The organism is Massilia sp. 2TAF26 (genome assembly GCF_052115005.1).
In the GTDB taxonomy this organism is placed as follows: domain Bacteria; phylum Pseudomonadota; class Gammaproteobacteria; order Burkholderiales; family Burkholderiaceae_D; genus Telluria.
This window is the reverse complement of record NZ_JBFRFV010000001.1, coordinates 264093-277780: the sequence shown is the minus strand read 5'-3', so window position 1 is coordinate 277780 and position 13688 is coordinate 264093. Positions and strand designations below refer to the sequence as shown.

The 13688-nt window shown below is 66.9% G+C and carries 14 protein-coding genes; 5 read left to right on the top strand and 9 right to left on the bottom strand.

The features are described 5' to 3' along the window. Positions 1–52: 52 nt before the first annotated feature. Both AB4Z32_RS01300 and AB4Z32_RS01295 read right to left on the bottom strand, forming a co-directional pair. Complete coding sequence (locus tag AB4Z32_RS01300) at positions 53–883, bottom strand: hypothetical protein (RefSeq protein WP_441933603.1); 831 nt, start codon at positions 881–883, stop codon at positions 53–55. A 160-nt stretch (positions 884–1043) separates the two neighbouring features. Further along, on the bottom strand, positions 1044–1601 hold the full coding sequence (locus tag AB4Z32_RS01295; RefSeq protein ID WP_441933601.1) for a DUF488 domain-containing protein: 558 nt from the start codon (positions 1599–1601) through the stop codon (positions 1044–1046). A gap of 101 nt (positions 1602–1702) precedes the next feature. Here AB4Z32_RS01295 and AB4Z32_RS01290 point away from each other — a divergent pair, with 101 nt between their 5' ends. Continuing rightward, a complete protein-coding gene (locus tag AB4Z32_RS01290) occupies positions 1703–2305 on the top strand; it encodes a hypothetical protein (protein WP_441933599.1) in 603 nt (200 codons plus the stop codon). 293 nt (positions 2306–2598) lie between these two features. On the opposite strand, the gene AB4Z32_RS01285 is transcribed toward AB4Z32_RS01290, so the two are convergent. Both AB4Z32_RS01285 and AB4Z32_RS01280 read right to left on the bottom strand, forming a co-directional pair. Beyond that, complete coding sequence (locus tag AB4Z32_RS01285) at positions 2599–3222, bottom strand: hypothetical protein (RefSeq protein ID WP_441933597.1); 624 nt, start codon at positions 3220–3222, stop codon at positions 2599–2601. Between the two features lie 44 nt (positions 3223–3266). Further along, positions 3267–3575, bottom strand: coding sequence for a hypothetical protein (locus AB4Z32_RS01280; protein ID WP_441933595.1), 309 nt, complete (start codon positions 3573–3575; stop codon positions 3267–3269). 180 nt (positions 3576–3755) lie between these two features. Between AB4Z32_RS01280 and AB4Z32_RS01275 the strand changes: the two genes are divergently transcribed. Together AB4Z32_RS01275 and AB4Z32_RS01270 are read left to right on the top strand one after the other, a co-directional pair. After that, on the top strand, positions 3756–5417 hold the full coding sequence (locus AB4Z32_RS01275) for an alkaline phosphatase family protein (RefSeq protein WP_441933593.1): 1662 nt from the start codon (positions 3756–3758) through the stop codon (positions 5415–5417). Between the two features lie 70 nt (positions 5418–5487). Then, positions 5488–6942 carry a Ppx/GppA phosphatase family protein gene (locus AB4Z32_RS01270; protein WP_441933591.1) on the top strand — a complete coding sequence of 485 codons (1455 nt, stop codon included), beginning with the start codon at positions 5488–5490 and terminating at the stop codon, positions 6940–6942. Here the strand turns inward: AB4Z32_RS01270 and AB4Z32_RS01265 are convergent. Together AB4Z32_RS01265 and AB4Z32_RS01260 are read right to left on the bottom strand one after the other, a co-directional pair. Beyond that, positions 6939–7211 (bottom strand): hypothetical protein, encoded by a 273-nt coding sequence (locus AB4Z32_RS01265; protein ID WP_441933589.1) that lies wholly within the window; start codon positions 7209–7211, stop codon positions 6939–6941. The genes AB4Z32_RS01270 and AB4Z32_RS01265 overlap by 4 nt on opposite strands. A gap of 118 nt (positions 7212–7329) precedes the next feature. After that, on the bottom strand, positions 7330–8286 hold the full coding sequence (locus AB4Z32_RS01260; protein ID WP_441933587.1) for a diguanylate cyclase domain-containing protein: 957 nt from the start codon (positions 8284–8286) through the stop codon (positions 7330–7332). A gap of 131 nt (positions 8287–8417) precedes the next feature. Between AB4Z32_RS01260 and AB4Z32_RS01255 the strand changes: the two genes are divergently transcribed. Continuing rightward, complete coding sequence (locus AB4Z32_RS01255; protein WP_441933585.1) at positions 8418–8960, top strand: GbsR/MarR family transcriptional regulator; 543 nt, start codon at positions 8418–8420, stop codon at positions 8958–8960. Further along, on the top strand, positions 8957–9934 hold the full coding sequence (locus AB4Z32_RS01250; protein WP_441933583.1) for a TIGR01777 family oxidoreductase: 978 nt from the start codon (positions 8957–8959) through the stop codon (positions 9932–9934). Before AB4Z32_RS01255 ends, AB4Z32_RS01250 begins: the two co-directional genes overlap by 4 nt. A gap of 93 nt (positions 9935–10027) precedes the next feature. Here the strand turns inward: AB4Z32_RS01250 and AB4Z32_RS01245 are convergent, their stop codons facing one another. From AB4Z32_RS01245 to AB4Z32_RS01235, 3 genes are all read right to left on the bottom strand, one after another. Continuing rightward, positions 10028–10501: a SixA phosphatase family protein gene (locus AB4Z32_RS01245; protein ID WP_441933581.1), complete on the bottom strand. Its 474-nt coding sequence runs from the start codon at positions 10499–10501 to the stop codon at positions 10028–10030. Beyond that, positions 10467–12641 carry a polyphosphate kinase 1 gene (gene ppk1 / locus AB4Z32_RS01240; RefSeq protein ID WP_441933580.1) on the bottom strand — a complete coding sequence of 725 codons (2175 nt, stop codon included), beginning with the start codon at positions 12639–12641 and terminating at the stop codon, positions 10467–10469. Before ppk1 ends, AB4Z32_RS01245 begins: the two co-directional genes overlap by 35 nt. Before the next feature lie 91 nt (positions 12642–12732). Beyond that, a complete protein-coding gene (locus AB4Z32_RS01235) occupies positions 12733–13671 on the bottom strand; it encodes a LysR substrate-binding domain-containing protein (protein ID WP_441933578.1) in 939 nt (312 codons plus the stop codon). Positions 13672–13688: the final 17 nt, after the last annotated feature.

The window sequence follows — 13688 nt, the reverse complement described above, 5'->3', positions numbered from 1 at the left end:
GAGGGTGTAAATGAAAGCAATGCCCGCCTGAACCTCCCATTCTTTCTCCTTGCTATTTCGGCGCGGGCAGGAATTGCATCTCGAAGTCTACGCCGCTTATGTGGCGATTCGCTGGGGTGAGTTGGATCGGGCTGGCGCCACCTGTCTGGGTCACCACGAGCTCGCCGAACCCAAACGCCGGGCCCGGGGTGAAGGCAGCAGGTATCGGCGACACGGCAACGGTCAAGCTCTTGCCGAGCAGCGCGCCTTTAATCGTATACGGGACAATATAGAAGTTGGGGTCGGCTGCGTTGACGCTTCCTTCGAGGCCGACGGCCTCTACGGTGACTTTGTCGAACGGGAACTGCCCGGGGATCGCGACCGTCACCTTGGTATCGGCGCTGATTGAAAAGTGCGTCGAGGCGTGTGGCGTGGCCAGGTTCTTGGACCACCGGATGTTCCCGCTGATGCTAGCTTCATCCAGGACAAGCTTGGCGCTCACGTTGTAGTAGAAGGACCAGAACTCGGCATCGCCTTCGCCTGTCACCGAGGTGTTCACCGTGAGGACGAGATCACCGTTGTCGCGAATGGAAAGGCCGGTCGACGAGATGATCCACTGTCCCCAGGTCTCCTCCTCGAGGATGTTGGCCATGCTTGCGCTCGTCGCTGCCTGTAGCAGAACGCCAGAGATCCGATCGATCGTCACCTCAACGACAGCGTCGGTCTCCGACGTGTGTGCGCCTATGCCCAGGAAACCGGAGCTTCCCTCGGCGCGTTGCCTTTGCACAGCGATGCCGGAATAGATGAGCAACCAGACATTGGGCTCGGCGGTCAGGACCGAGACCTTTTGGGGCAACTGAACCTGAGCGCTGTCATTGACGTTCAGCTTGATGGTGTTTGCCATTTGCATTCCTCCTGCCGTTCGTTGAACTGAGCGTTTCCGTGCTTAGAACGTAAGGCGTGTTCAAAAGTTCAATTAGTCGAGCTCGGCCGGGATGCCGCGCCGAATCGCAGCCGCTCTGCCATCGCCGCCGACCTGGACGGGAAATGTTGTCTACACCCTTTTAGAAAAGATCGCCCTGCGGCTCCTCCTGGCGCTGGGTGTCGGACGGGTAGGTGATGTGCAGGCCATCCACGTGGGCGAAGGGCGTGAGCTTGTGCGGGCGCGGCGTTTGCGGACCGATGATTTCCTCGACCGGAATGCCGCGCACCAACAGCGCGTCGGCCACCAGCGAGCGGTGGCAGCGCCACGGCACGGCTTCGGCGCACATCAGGGCGCAACGCCGGTCTTGTGCCAGTTCGATGACGCTATCGAGGTTGCGCGCGAACTCCTCGGTCTGCATGTAGTCGGCGTAGCCGCGAAAGGAGGTGTTGCGCCAGCCGGCATTCGGCGAATCAGGACGCGGCCGCCTCAGCCCGCCCAGCCCGGCCAGGTAGCGGTATTCGATGCCGGCCGCGGCCAGCGATCCGGGCAACTGGTCCTGGCCGAACTGCGGGTTATGGCGCGACTTCGGCACCGTGCGGATATCGAGCACGCAGGCGATATGGTTGCGCTTCAGCAGCTCGACGAATTCCTCGATCGAGCGGTTCGAGTGGCCGATGGTGGAAACGGTCTGAGTCATCACCGTATGTATCGATGTTGGGCCTTTCATTCTTGCACAGGCATCCGGCAGGCGGCGCCCGCACCGCTGGGAATCCGGCCGCCCGGCCCCATATGGCCTGCATGCCTACCTTCATCCGGCGCCTGGTCCTTGCCCCTGTCCTTGCCATTGCCCGCTATCTGGACGCCGCCAAACTCTTCGATTTTTTCGAGAATGCGACCCTGTTCAAGCGGCGCATGCGCGAGTCCGTTTTCATCAATTGCTGGCACCGCAACCAGGACGACAGCGCCGCCATGTGGGCGCTGTACGGCAAGTCGGGATGCGCGGTGGCGCTGACCAGCACGGTCGGCCAGCTGGCGGACACCCTGCGCGGCGTGGACAACGAACACGATATCGCGATCGAGCGGGTCGAGTACGTCAAGCACTGGCGCGATCCCAAGCTGGATGTCTCGCCCGCCTATGCGCGCATCTTCGCCTACAAGACCAAGGCTTACGAGTACGAAAAGGAAGTGCGGGTCATTATCGATCGTACGGGGCGCGATCCGATTCCGGAGTCATTTAACTCCGGAATCGTAGTACCTATCGACCCGTCCAGGCTGCTGCGCAGCATCGTGATGGCGCCCGACGCACCGCCCTGGTTCGAACAGCTGATGCGCCAGTCGGCGCGGTTTTACGGCATCAGGGCGCCGGTGCGGCGCTCGAAGCTGGCGACGGATCCGATCTGAATCCCTCCGCGGAGCCGCTGCCGTCGTCGTGGTGGACGGGTGCGAGCCAGCAGGCCAGGAAAGACGGAATCGTGGCGACCATCACGAATTCGAAATGGCTCACATAGGCCTTCCTCCAGCATCTTCGCCGCCAACGACCTGCCCCCCTGCGGGGCCCGCCTGGCCCGTTCGGGACCTACGAGAACCCTGCCCGCTTCGAGGACCGTTGCGGCTTCGACCCCGAGAAAGAGGAGCGCCTGCCGGAGATGCTGGCCTGGCGCGACGTGCACCGCGGTTAGGCGATCGCTACGCGCTCACCACTTGCAGCCCTTGCCGGTGACGGCGCTGGCGGCCAGCGGGATCACGGCCAGCACGCCCAGGCCGGCGTAGGCGTTGCGGCAGTCGGCCGGCTTGGCGCGCTCGATCGCCTCGCCCAGCTTTTCGTCGCGGGTGGCGCGCATCGGACGTCCGCGGCCGTCGGCGCCGCCGCTGCCGGCGCCTTCGCCCTTCACATAGGCGCGGGCGGCGCCGCGTGCGGCCTGCAGGTCGAAGCTGACGGCGGCGGCGCTTTGCGCCGGGGCGCTCTCCGCGGCCACGGCTTCATCCTGCGGCGCCAGCATGATGACGGGCGGCGGCTCGGCGGCCTTGGCTGCTTCAGACGCCGGCGCCGCGCGTTTTGCCTGGGCGGCGGCAGGACTCGCGGTCCTCGCGCGGGACGATTGCGGCGGCTGCGGCGGCTGCGCCGGCTGGACCGGCGGCGGCAAGGCCTCGGTGCGCGGCGGCGCCAAGCGCAGCAGGGTGAGCTGCATGCTCGCCACCGGCGCATCGTCGGGCGGCACCCGCGGCGCCATCTGCACGAGCCAGGCCAGCACCGCGGCATGCGCCAGCAGGCTGAGGCCCAGGCCGTAGGCCGTCCGTCGTGGAAGTGGAATGCTCATCCGGCCATTCTAGCGGCATGGGACCGCGCAAAATGCGCGGACTGTCACAGCGCCGGGACCGGCCCCGGACCTTTACCGCGTCCACGCCAGCCCGGCACCAGCAGGCCAGGCCCCAGCATCCAGGCCATCGACGGTTCGGGCACGGGCAGGGCGGGCGTCGAGGTCCAGACGAAGGCATCGGCAACCAGATAGCCGGAGGCGGTGGCGTCGCTGTCGTTGCGGAAGCTGATGTCGAAGTTTTGCTGGCCGTCGAAGCGAAGCGGCTGACTTGGGTCGCTGGTGGACGCCTCCGAAGTCAGACCGTTCGACCAGTAGCTCACCCTGCCGTCCGCGAACGCCAGCTTGACCTTCATCTCGCTCCGGGCGCGCGTACTCGTGCAGGTCGATGTCGGTGACGCTGCCGCTGGCCTGGGCGCTGGAGCTGAGCATCACCCCGGTATGCGGCGAACAAGCAACTCGGCGGCAGCGCCGTGTCGCCGCTGGTGTGATGGGAATGTCATCAAATTGACACATTGGCTTCCTACAATGCGCGCATGCCATCCATCAAGCGCTTCTCCCTACTCGTTTCCTGCGCCGCCGCACTGGCTGGCGCTTCCTTCGATGCCGCCGCCGCCCCGGTCCGCGACACCCCGCCGCCCAAACTGGTGCTGGTAATGGTGATCGACGGCCTGCCTGCCGAGCAGCTGCAGCGCTACCGCGCCCAGTTCGCGCCGGACGGCGGCCTGCGCCGCCTGCTGGAGCAGGGCACCCAATTCACCAACGCCCACCAGGCCCACGGCGTGACGGTGACGGCGGTCGGCCACTCGGCGGTATTGAGCGGCGCCTATCCCTACCACCACGGCATCATCGGCAACAGCTGGATCGACGCCAGCGGCCGCCTGGTCTACTGCACCGAGGATGCGAATTACAAATACATCGGCGAAGAGACCGGCGAGCATGACGGCACCTCGCCGGCCAGGCTGCGCGTGGACACCCTCGGCGACCAGCTGCGCTACGCCTCGGGCAATCGCAGCAAGGTGGTGGCGGTGTCCGGCAAGGACCGCGGCGCCATCCTCCTGGCCGGCAAGACCGGCACCGCCTATATGTTCATGGACAAGACCGGCGACTTCGCGTCCAGCACCTATTACATGCAGCAGCACCCGGCCTGGGCCGAACGCTTCAACCAGGCCAAGCCCCAGGACCGCTATTACGCGAAGTCCTGGAAGCCGCTGCTTCCCGCCGGCGCCTACGTCGACGATGCGCCGGACCCCGAGCCGAGCCTGAAGAGCCCGAACCGCTTTCCCTTCACCTTCTACAGCGAGAGCGGCGAACCGGGCGCCGATTACTACACGCGCCTGAAGGCCAGCCCGGCCATCGACGAGCTGACCCTGGAATTCGCCCAGGCCGCGATCGAGGGCGAGCAGCTCGGCGGCAATGCCAGCGGCGCCACCGACCTGCTGGGCGTCAGCCTGTCCGGCCACGACTACGTGAACCACGCCTATGGCCCGGAAAGCCGGATGTCGCACGACCACCTGCAGCAGCTCGACCGCATGCTCGGCAAGTTCTTCCGCTACCTCGACCAGCGCGTCGGCAAGGACCAGGTGCTGGTGGTGCTGACCGCCGACCACGGTTTCGCGAATACCGCCGAGTTCTCCAGGAGCCGCCACATCGACGCCCGCCGCATCGACCAGAAGCCGCTCGTCGCCGGTCTCGAGGCCGAGCTGGGCAAGCGCTTCGGCATCGCCGGCCTGGTGAAGCATGCCTACGCGCCCGAGGTCTACCTCGACTATGACGCGATCGAGCGCCACAAGCTGCCGCGCCGGGAGGTCGAGGACGCCGCCGCCCGCTGGCTGCTGGGCCAGCCCGGCATCGCCGAAGTCTTCACCCGCAGCCAGCTGGAGCAGGGCGTGGCAGGCAAGTCGCGGCTGGCGCTTCTGATGCAGCGGGCCTGGAACCGCGAGCTGTCCGGCGACCTGGTGCTGGTGCCGACCGCCTACTCGTCGTTCGGCAGCGGCGACAGCGGCGCCACCCATGGCACGCCCTACGCCTATGACACCCAGGTGCCGCTGGTGCTGATGGGCCGCCCCTGGATCCGCAGCGGCGCCGCGCCGCAGTATGCCGAGGTGGTCGACATCGCGCCGACCCTGGCCCACCTGCTGCGCCTGCGTGCCCCGGCCGGCGCCGAGGGCAGGGTGCTGGACGAAGCACTGAAGTGAGATGGAAACGGGTCCGGCGTCCATGGCGGCTATACTGCACACAACGCCACCCCGGACCTATCTCAATTTCATGTACGCAGCCGTCGACCTGGGCTCCAACAGCTTCCGCCTTCACATCGGCGAACCGATCGCCGGCCAGATGCACATCGTGCGCACCGCGCGCGACCCGATCCGCCTGGCGGCCGGCCTGCAGCCCGACGGGGCGCTGAGCAGCGAGGCCATGGAAACGGCGGTGCGCAGCCTGCACGGCCTCGGCGCCATCCTGCGTCAGCACAAGCTGGACGCGGTGCGGGTGGTTGCCACCAACACCATGCGCGTGGCCACCAATGCCGAGGCCCTGCTGCCGCGCCTGGAAGCGGCGATCGGCCATCCGATCGAAGTGATCTCGGGCGAGGAGGAGGGCCGGCTGATCTACATGGGCGTGTCCTGCGCGCTCGGCCGGCCGGGCGAGCAGCGCCTGGTAATCGACGTCGGCGGCGGCTCGACCGAGGTGATCGCCGGCCGCGGCGACGAGATCCAGCTGGTCGAATCCTTCAGCATCGGCACCCATCCGCAGAGCGCCACCTATTTCCCCGGCGGGCGCATCGACGCCGCCTCCTTCGAAGCCGCCGTCAACGGTGCCCGTGCGCGCTTCGAGGACGCCGCCGCCCAGTACCGCGCCCACGGCTGGCAAGCCGTGCACGGCTCGTCCGGCACGATCCGCGCGATCAACGAGGTCATCACCCGCAACCGCCTCGGCGACGGCAGCATGTCCTTCGACAGCATGCTGGTGCTGCGCGACCGGCTGATCGAAGCCGGCCACGCCGACGCCTTCGACCTGCCCGGCATCAAGCGCGAGCGCGTGATCGTGATGGCCGGCGGCCTCAGCGTGCTGCTGGGCGCGATGGAGGAATTCGGGGTGCGCGCGATGAACGCCATCAATGCCGGCCTGCGCCTGGGCGTGCTGTCCGACCTCGACCTGCGCGCCCGCCGTAGCGACCGCCGCGACAGCGCGATCCAGGACTGCATGCGCCGCTTCGGCGTCGACGAGCAGCGCGCCCTGCGCACCGCCTCGATCGCGCGCCAGCTTTACGACAGGCTGGGTCCGGCCGACGATGCCACGCGCCGCCAGCTGCTGTGGAGCTGCATGCTGCACGAAGTGGGGCTGGCGATCTCCCACACCGGCGCCCACAAGCACGCCGCCTACATCGTCGAGCATGCCGACCTGCCGGGCTTCACCAACCGCGAGCAGCGCCTGCTGAGCACCATCGTGCTGGCCCAGAAGGGCAATCTGCGCAAGGTGAGGGAGGCGCTGGGCACACCCGACCTGGCGCGCGCGGTGCTGGCGATCCGGCTGGCGGCCGTGTTCATGCACGCGCGCGTGGACGCCGACGTCGACGGCCTGAAGCTGCGCATGAAGAACCGCATCGAGATCGATACGCCGCGCGGCTGGCTGAAGCAGCATCCGACGGTGGCGGCCTGGTTCGAGAAGGAAGTCGTGGCCTGGGGCGAGGTCGGGGTCGGCTTCCAGGTGGCGCAGGTCTAGAAGGTCGAACAGTTAAAGAAGCCGCGATGGCCGAAGCAGGTCGTTGTCGTCGGCGAAGTCCGGTAGCGCTCGATGGCGTGCTTGGTGTCCATCGTGAGGATACATGAGCGCCACTGCTCGGAGTCGCGCGTATTTCCCAGTCTTTCGCACGCCGGACCGTACACCGCGATCATCTCGTCCACTTCGCGCTGCTGTTGCGCGGCCCGGTCCGCTTGCGTTGTGCAGCCACCCAGCAGCAGCGCCAGCGTCAATGCCAATGTCGTACGCATGTCAAACCTCCTCTCGGCTTCCCGCGCACCAACGGTGGCACGACGGCGAACGTCAACGTTCACCGGTTAATTCCTTTTCGATGTTGTAAGGTTCTATGGGAAACGCATCGCGCGGCGATCAGGCCTCGGCGTCGCAGATCCGGTCGCGCCCCGCGGACTTCGCCTGATAGAGGCGCCGGTCGATGCGGTCGAGGAATACGTTCGGGTCGTCCTTGGGGCCGGGAACGATGGTGCCGACGCCCATGCTGACGGTCACCAGCCGCCCGACACCCGAGCGGGCATGTGGAATTTCCTTCTGCTTCAGCAGTTTGCGGCAGCGTTCCGCCTTGTCGAGGGCGGCTTGCTGGCCGGTCGCCGGCAGCAGCAGCACGAATTCTTCGCCGCCGAGGCGGGCGCACAATTCGCCCGGAAGCGAGGCGCCGGCTTCCATTGCCTGGGCCACGCGCCGCAGGCATTCATCGCCATGCACGTGGCCATAGTGATCGTTGTATTGCTTGAAATAATCGATGTCGATGATGACGAGCGACAGCGCTTCGCCGGTTTCGCAGGCTTTTGCCCATTCGACGGCATAGACGGTGTCGAACATGCGCCGGTTGGCGATGCCGGTCAGGCTGTCGCGGTAGGACAGGACCTCCAGCTCACGCTGTAGTTGAAGGATCTTGTCCTCGGCCTGCTTGCGTGCGGTGATGTCGAACATGAAGCCGACCAGGGAATCGACGCTGCCGTCCGGCCGGCGTACCACGTGCACCACGTCGCGGATCCAGACATGGTCGCCATGACGCGTCAGGGCCCGGTAGTCGGCCTCGTGGTCCACGCCCCGCTGCGACTGCGCCACACAGAAAGCGACTGTCTTTTCGCGATCCTCCTCGTGGATGCGATCGGCCCAATCGTTCACGGTCAGCCAGCTCGACGGGCTCCAGCCCAGCAGTTCCTCGATCTGGGGGCCTATGTAGGTGAAGCGCATCGTGGTCCAGTCGATGCGCCACGGGATGGCCTTGGTCGATTCCAGGAGCGTGCGATAGACGCCGGGATCGTCGCAGGCAAGCGCCTGGAAAGTCGGGAGGGTAGATGTCATCGGTAAATACGCTTGGCAGGTAAAGCATTGTGCACTATTTACGTGCCGGCCCGACACTATTTGCAAAAACAGTTTGACAACGGTTTCAGTGTGTTCTTTAATTTCTGTATTAGCAGAAACAAGAGAAAACCATGCTGAACAGCCCGACCGCGCAGAAATTCATCCTCCACTGGGGCGAGATGGGCACCCGCTGGGGCGTCAACCGCACCGTCGCCCAGATCCACGCGCTGCTGTTCCTGGCGGGGCGGCCGCTGACCGCCGACGACATCGTCGACACCCTGGGCGTGGCGCGCTCGAACGTCAGCAACAGCCTGAAGGAGCTGCAGAGCTGGAAGCTGGTGCGCGTGTCCCACGTGCTGGGCGACCGCCGCGACCACTTCACGGCCCTGCAGGACGTCTGGGAAATCTTTCGGATCATCGTCGAGGAGCGCAAGCGCCGCGAGATCGACCCGACCCTGAGCGTGCTGCGAGAGTGCTCGATCGAAGGCACGCAGGACCGCGAACTCGACGCCGCCGCCCTGGCCCGCATGCAGACCACGCTCGACTTCCTCGAGATGCTCAGCGCCGGCTTCGACGATTACAGGCACCTGTCGCCGCAGACCCTGCAGCGCATGCTGAAAATGGGCGGCAAGGTCGCCCGCTTCCTCGGCCCCAACGACAAGGAGAGCACATGAAAGCCGCCACCGACATCCAGGCATCGCCGATCATCGCGTTCGACGAGACCAAGCGCACCGTGGTGGTGACCGGCGCCACCGGCTTCGTCGGCCGGCACCTGGTGGATGCGCTGCTGCGCGACGGCCACCAGGTGATCGCCCTGACCCGGCAGCCGGAGCAGGCCGTGCGCCTCTTCGGCGGCAGGGTGCGCTGCATCGCCTCGATGGACGGGCTGGACCCGGCGACCAGGGTCGAGGTGGTCGTCAACCTGGCCGGCGCCCGCATCCTCGGGCCGCGCTGGAGCGGCAAGCGCAAGGAAGCGCTGCGCCGCAGCCGCATCGGGCTCACCCGGGGCGTGGTCGACTGGATCGCGCGAGCGGAGCACAAGCCTTTCGTGTTCCTGTCGGCGTCCGCGATCGGCTACTACGGCATCCAGAAGATCGGCGACCAGACCGCCCTCGACGAGAGCGCGCCGCCGCAGCCGATGTTCATGTCGGACCTGTGCCGCGAATGGGAAGAGGCGGCGGGTGAAGCCGCGCGGTATGGCGTGCAGGTCGAGTGCATGCGCTTCGGCCTGGTGCTGGGCAAGGGCGGGGCGCTGCCGATGCTGCTGCTGCCGATCCGGCTGGGGCTGGGCGGCAGCCTGGGCGGCGGGCGCCAGTGGCTTTCGTGGATCCATGTGGACGACCTGGTGCGGGCCATCGCGCATCGCTGGCGGCAGGCCGCCAAGGCCGGCGGCGGGGAGGGGCGGCGCGGCGCCACCAATTTCACGGCGCCCGAGTGCGTGAGCCAGGCGGAGTTCAGCCGCATCGCGGCGCGCATCTGGCACCGCCCCGCGCTGATGCCGACGCCGGGCTGGCCGATGCGGCTCGCGCTGGGCGAGCAGGCCGACCTGCTGCTGGAGGGGCAGCGGGTGGTGCCGGCGCGGCTGGAGCGGGAAGGTTTCGTGTTCCGCTATCCCGGCCTGGCGCGGGCGCTGCAAAGCCTGAAGTGAGAGCGGTGGGCGAAAGATCTGCAACTAACCGACAGTGCAATCAAGACCCACGGCAAGCCGGGGCCTGAACGGCCCCGCCGGCAAGCAAGGTGCTCAGCGCAGCTTCCCGACCAGGTCCGGCCCCACTGCCAGCCGCACGAAAGGCGCCGGATCCGCCTCGCCCTTGTGCGCAATCCAGAACACGCTGGCCTTGCGGATCTTCCACTCGTGCGGCTCGCCGCAAAAGATCAGCGAGGCCACCTGGCCCAGCAGCGGACTGTGGCCGACGATGACCACCGGCAGGCGCGCATTCGGCCAGCCGCTCGCTTCCAGGATGGTTTGCGGCGTCGAGTCGGTGTTGAGGGCGTCGACGGTCTGGAACTTGCGGCCCAGTCCCTCGGCGGTCTGCACGCAGCGGGTGGCGGGGCTGGACAGGATGCGGCACTGGGCCGGCAGCTGGCGGTCGAGCCAGGCGCCGACGCGCGAGGCGTGGCGCGCGCCCTTGGGCGTCAGCACGCGCAGCTGGTCGGCCGCCTCGTCCGGCTTGTGCGCTTCAGCCTCGGCGTGCCGCCACAGGATCAGTTCCATGTTCTGTCATCTCCAGGTTGAGTTCCTTGTCGTGCTGGTCGGCCGTGCCCATGCCCAGGGTCTCCATCAGCTGCTGCTGGGCGCTGTACGCCGCCTGGCTGCCGCGCGGCTTGCGGCGGCGGTAGTGGCCGTCGCTTCCGAGTTCCCAGGTGTTGACGTTGTCCTTCAGGTAGACCTGCAGGCCTTCGCGGATCACCCGTTTCTTGAGGGCCGGCGAGCGGACCGGGAAGGCGATTTCGACACGGCGGAACAGGTTGCGGTTCATCCAGTCGGCGCTGCTCAGGTAGACGTCGTGCTGCAGCTTGTTGCGGAAGTAGAAAATCCGGCTGTGCTCGAGGAAGCGGCCGACGATCGAACGCACCCGGATGTTCTCCGACAGGCCGGGCACGCCGGGCCGCAGCGAGCAGGCGCCGCGCACGATCAGGTCGATGCGCACGCCGTCGTTCGAGGCGTCATACAAGGCGCGGATCACCGACTCGTCGGTCAGGGAATTCATCTTGGCGATGATGCGCGCCGGCTTGCCTTCGCGCGCGATCGCGGCTTCCTGGCGGATCGCCTTCACGATTTCTTTCTGCAGCGAGAAGGGCGCCAGCCAGATGCTTGAGAGCTGGGTCGGGCGCGTCATGCTGGTGAGGTGGATGAAGACCTCGTTGACGTCGGCGGTGATGTCCTCGCTCGACGTCAGCAGGCCGAAGTCGGTGTAGTGCTTGGCCGTGGTCGGGTTGTAGTTGCCGGTGCCGAGGTGGGCGTAGCGGCGCAGGCCCTGCGGTTCGCGGCGCAGCACCAGGGCCAGCTTGGCGTGGGTCTTCAGGCCGACCACGCCGTAGACGACCTGGGCGCCGGCTTCTTCCAGGCGCTCGGCCCAGTTGATGTTGGCTTCCTCGTCGAAGCGCGCCATCAGCTCGACGATGACGGTGACTTCCTTGCCGCGCAGCGTGGCTGCGATCAGCGCGTCCATCAGCTCGGAATTTTCCCCGGCGCGGTAGATGGTCTGCTTGATCGCCACCACGTTGGGGTCGGCGGCCGCGCAGCGGATGAAGTCGATCACCGGTTCGAAGGACTGGAAGGGGTGGTGCAGCAGCACGTCCTGGCGGCCCAGCACGTTGAAGATGTCCTGGCGGTTGACCAGCTTGGCCGGAAAGCCCGGCACGAAGGGCGTGAATTTCAGTTCGGGCCGCGCATTGGTGTTGACGATCTCCAGCAGGCGGCCCATGTTGACCGGGCCGTCGACGGCGAACAGGCGCGAACGGTCGATCGAGAACTGGTCGAGCAGGAAGTCGGCCAGGTGCGGCGGACAGCCGCGGCCCACTTCCAGGCGCACCGCGAAGCCGTAGTTGCGGCTGTGTAGCTCGCTCTGCAGGGCCTGGCGCAGGTTCTTGACCTCTTCCTCGTCGACCCACAGGTCGCTGTTGCGGGTGACGCGGAACTGCGAATACGAGACCACTTCGCGCCCGGTGAACAGGTCGGCCATGTGGGCCTGGATCACCGAGGACAGCAGGCAGTAGGATGCGCCCGGCTTGTCGGACAGCTCGTCCGGCAGGCGGATCACGCGCGGCAGCACGCGCGGCGCCTTCATGATCGCGATACCGGTGCCGCGCCCGAAGGCGTCCTTGCCGGCCAGTTCGACAATGAAGTTCAGGCTCTTGTTGATCACGCGCGGGAAGGGGTGGGCCGGATCCAGTCCGATCGGCGTCAGCAGCGGACGCACTTCATTGTCGAAGTACTGCTTGACCCAGGCTTTCTGGGCGGCGTTGCGGTCGGAGCGGCGCAGCAGGTGGATGCCGTTCTCGGACAGGCGCGGCAGGATCTCGTCGTTCAGCAGCGCGTATTGGCGCGCGATGATCTTGCGGCATTCCTCGCTGACGCCGTCCAGGTTGACGCTGCCGCTGTCGTCGATGCCGGCCTGGTGGCGGTGCTGGGCCAGCAGGCTGGCGACCCGTACTTCGAAGAATTCGTCGAGGTTGCTGCTGACGATGCACAGGAAGCGCAGGCGCTCGAGCAGGGGCACCGAAGGATCCTCGGCCTGTGCCAGCACGCGCCGGTTGAATTCCAGCAGCGATATCTCCCGGTTCAGGAACAGGGCCGGGCTGTCGGCGATGGGCGCGACCAGCGCCTCATCCGGTTTTGACTTCATGTCCATTGGGCTCGAATATTTCACTCGTGGCAACGAAGTGTAGAGTCCGATTATGACAGGACCGTGACCTGCGCGGCGCGCGCCCTGCCGAGCGGTATCAGCCGGGCAGTGGGCGTTCCACTGGACAGTTCATGGCCAGCATGCGCTGCACCGGCGATGCGTCGCGCAGGCGCTCGCGCCACCATTTCAGGGCCGCGCCTTCCTCGCCGGTGCGCCAGGCCATGAACAGGGTCTCGTCCGGCCGCGGCTCCTCGACCTCCTTCTCGACCAGGCGGCCGGCCTCGATCGCCGGCCTGGCCCAGGCTTCGGGCAGGAAGCCGAAGCCGAGGCCGGCCAGCTGGAAGTCGTATTTGGTTTGCATGTCCGGCACGGTCAGGGTGTCCTGGCCGAACAGCAGGCCCACGGTGCGTGCCTGCAGCAGGCGTACCGAGTCCGCCACCGATACCGCGCGGTGCTCGCTCAGCTCGGCCTTGCCCAGGCGGTGGCGCACGGCGGCCAGCGGATGCGAGGGCGCCACCGCGAACACGAAGGAGAGCCTGCCGATCGGCTCGGCCGTGTAGCCGCCGCCGGACGGCCCTTCGCCGGCGGCGCCGGCCAGGAAGTCGACGCGGCGGTCGAGCAGGCTTTCCCAGGTGCCGGACAGGGCTTCCTTGACGATGCGCAGCCGGGTCTGGTCCGCCACTTCATAGAAGGCGCGGATATCCTCGTTCAGGCCGAGCGGCGACAGCGCCGAGTCGATGCCGATCGTGAATTCGGTCTCCCAGCCGGAGGCGACGCGGCGCACCCGGCTCTCCAGGTCGCCGGCCGCCTTCAGCAGGTAGCGGCCTTCCTTCAGCAGTTCCGCGCCGGCGGCCGTCAGCACCACGCGTGGGCCGAAGCGCTCGAACAGCTGCACGCCGAGGTCTTCCTCGAGCTTGGATACGGTATAGGAGATCGTCGAAGGTACGCGGAACAATTCCTTGGCGGCGGCGGAAAAGCTGCCGCGGCGGGCGATGGTGTCCACGGTGAGGAGGGCGTCGAGGCTGATTCTTAGCATGTAACTATTTTACAATA

What these genes read in the sequence shown, in the direction of transcription:
- AB4Z32_RS01260 (WP_441933587.1), bottom strand. Translation starts at nt 8,286, where the DNA reads ATGACATCTACCCTCCCGACTTTCCAGGCGCTTGCCTGCGACGATCCC.
- AB4Z32_RS01250 (WP_441933583.1), top strand. Translation starts at nt 8,957, where the DNA reads ATGAAAGCCGCCACCGACATCCAGGCATCGCCGATCATCGCGTTCGAC.
- AB4Z32_RS01285 (WP_441933597.1), bottom strand. Translation starts at nt 3,222, where the DNA reads ATGAGCATTCCACTTCCACGACGGACGGCCTACGGCCTGGGCCTCAGC.
- ppk1 (WP_441933580.1), bottom strand. Translation starts at nt 12,641, where the DNA reads ATGGACATGAAGTCAAAACCGGATGAGGCGCTGGTCGCGCCCATCGCC.
- AB4Z32_RS01275 (WP_441933593.1), top strand. Translation starts at nt 3,756, where the DNA reads ATGCCATCCATCAAGCGCTTCTCCCTACTCGTTTCCTGCGCCGCCGCA.
- AB4Z32_RS01265 (WP_441933589.1), bottom strand. Translation starts at nt 7,211, where the DNA reads ATGCGTACGACATTGGCATTGACGCTGGCGCTGCTGCTGGGTGGCTGC.
- AB4Z32_RS01245 (WP_441933581.1), bottom strand. Translation starts at nt 10,501, where the DNA reads ATGGAACTGATCCTGTGGCGGCACGCCGAGGCTGAAGCGCACAAGCCG.
- AB4Z32_RS01295 (WP_441933601.1), bottom strand. Translation starts at nt 1,601, where the DNA reads ATGACTCAGACCGTTTCCACCATCGGCCACTCGAACCGCTCGATCGAG.
- AB4Z32_RS01235 (WP_441933578.1), bottom strand. Translation starts at nt 13,671, where the DNA reads ATGCTAAGAATCAGCCTCGACGCCCTCCTCACCGTGGACACCATCGCC.
- AB4Z32_RS01270 (WP_441933591.1), top strand. Translation starts at nt 5,488, where the DNA reads ATGTACGCAGCCGTCGACCTGGGCTCCAACAGCTTCCGCCTTCACATC.
- AB4Z32_RS01290 (WP_441933599.1), top strand. Translation starts at nt 1,703, where the DNA reads ATGCCTACCTTCATCCGGCGCCTGGTCCTTGCCCCTGTCCTTGCCATT.
- AB4Z32_RS01280 (WP_441933595.1), bottom strand. Translation starts at nt 3,575, where the DNA reads ATGAAGGTCAAGCTGGCGTTCGCGGACGGCAGGGTGAGCTACTGGTCG.
- AB4Z32_RS01300 (WP_441933603.1), bottom strand. Translation starts at nt 883, where the DNA reads ATGGCAAACACCATCAAGCTGAACGTCAATGACAGCGCTCAGGTTCAG.
- AB4Z32_RS01255 (WP_441933585.1), top strand. Translation starts at nt 8,418, where the DNA reads ATGCTGAACAGCCCGACCGCGCAGAAATTCATCCTCCACTGGGGCGAG.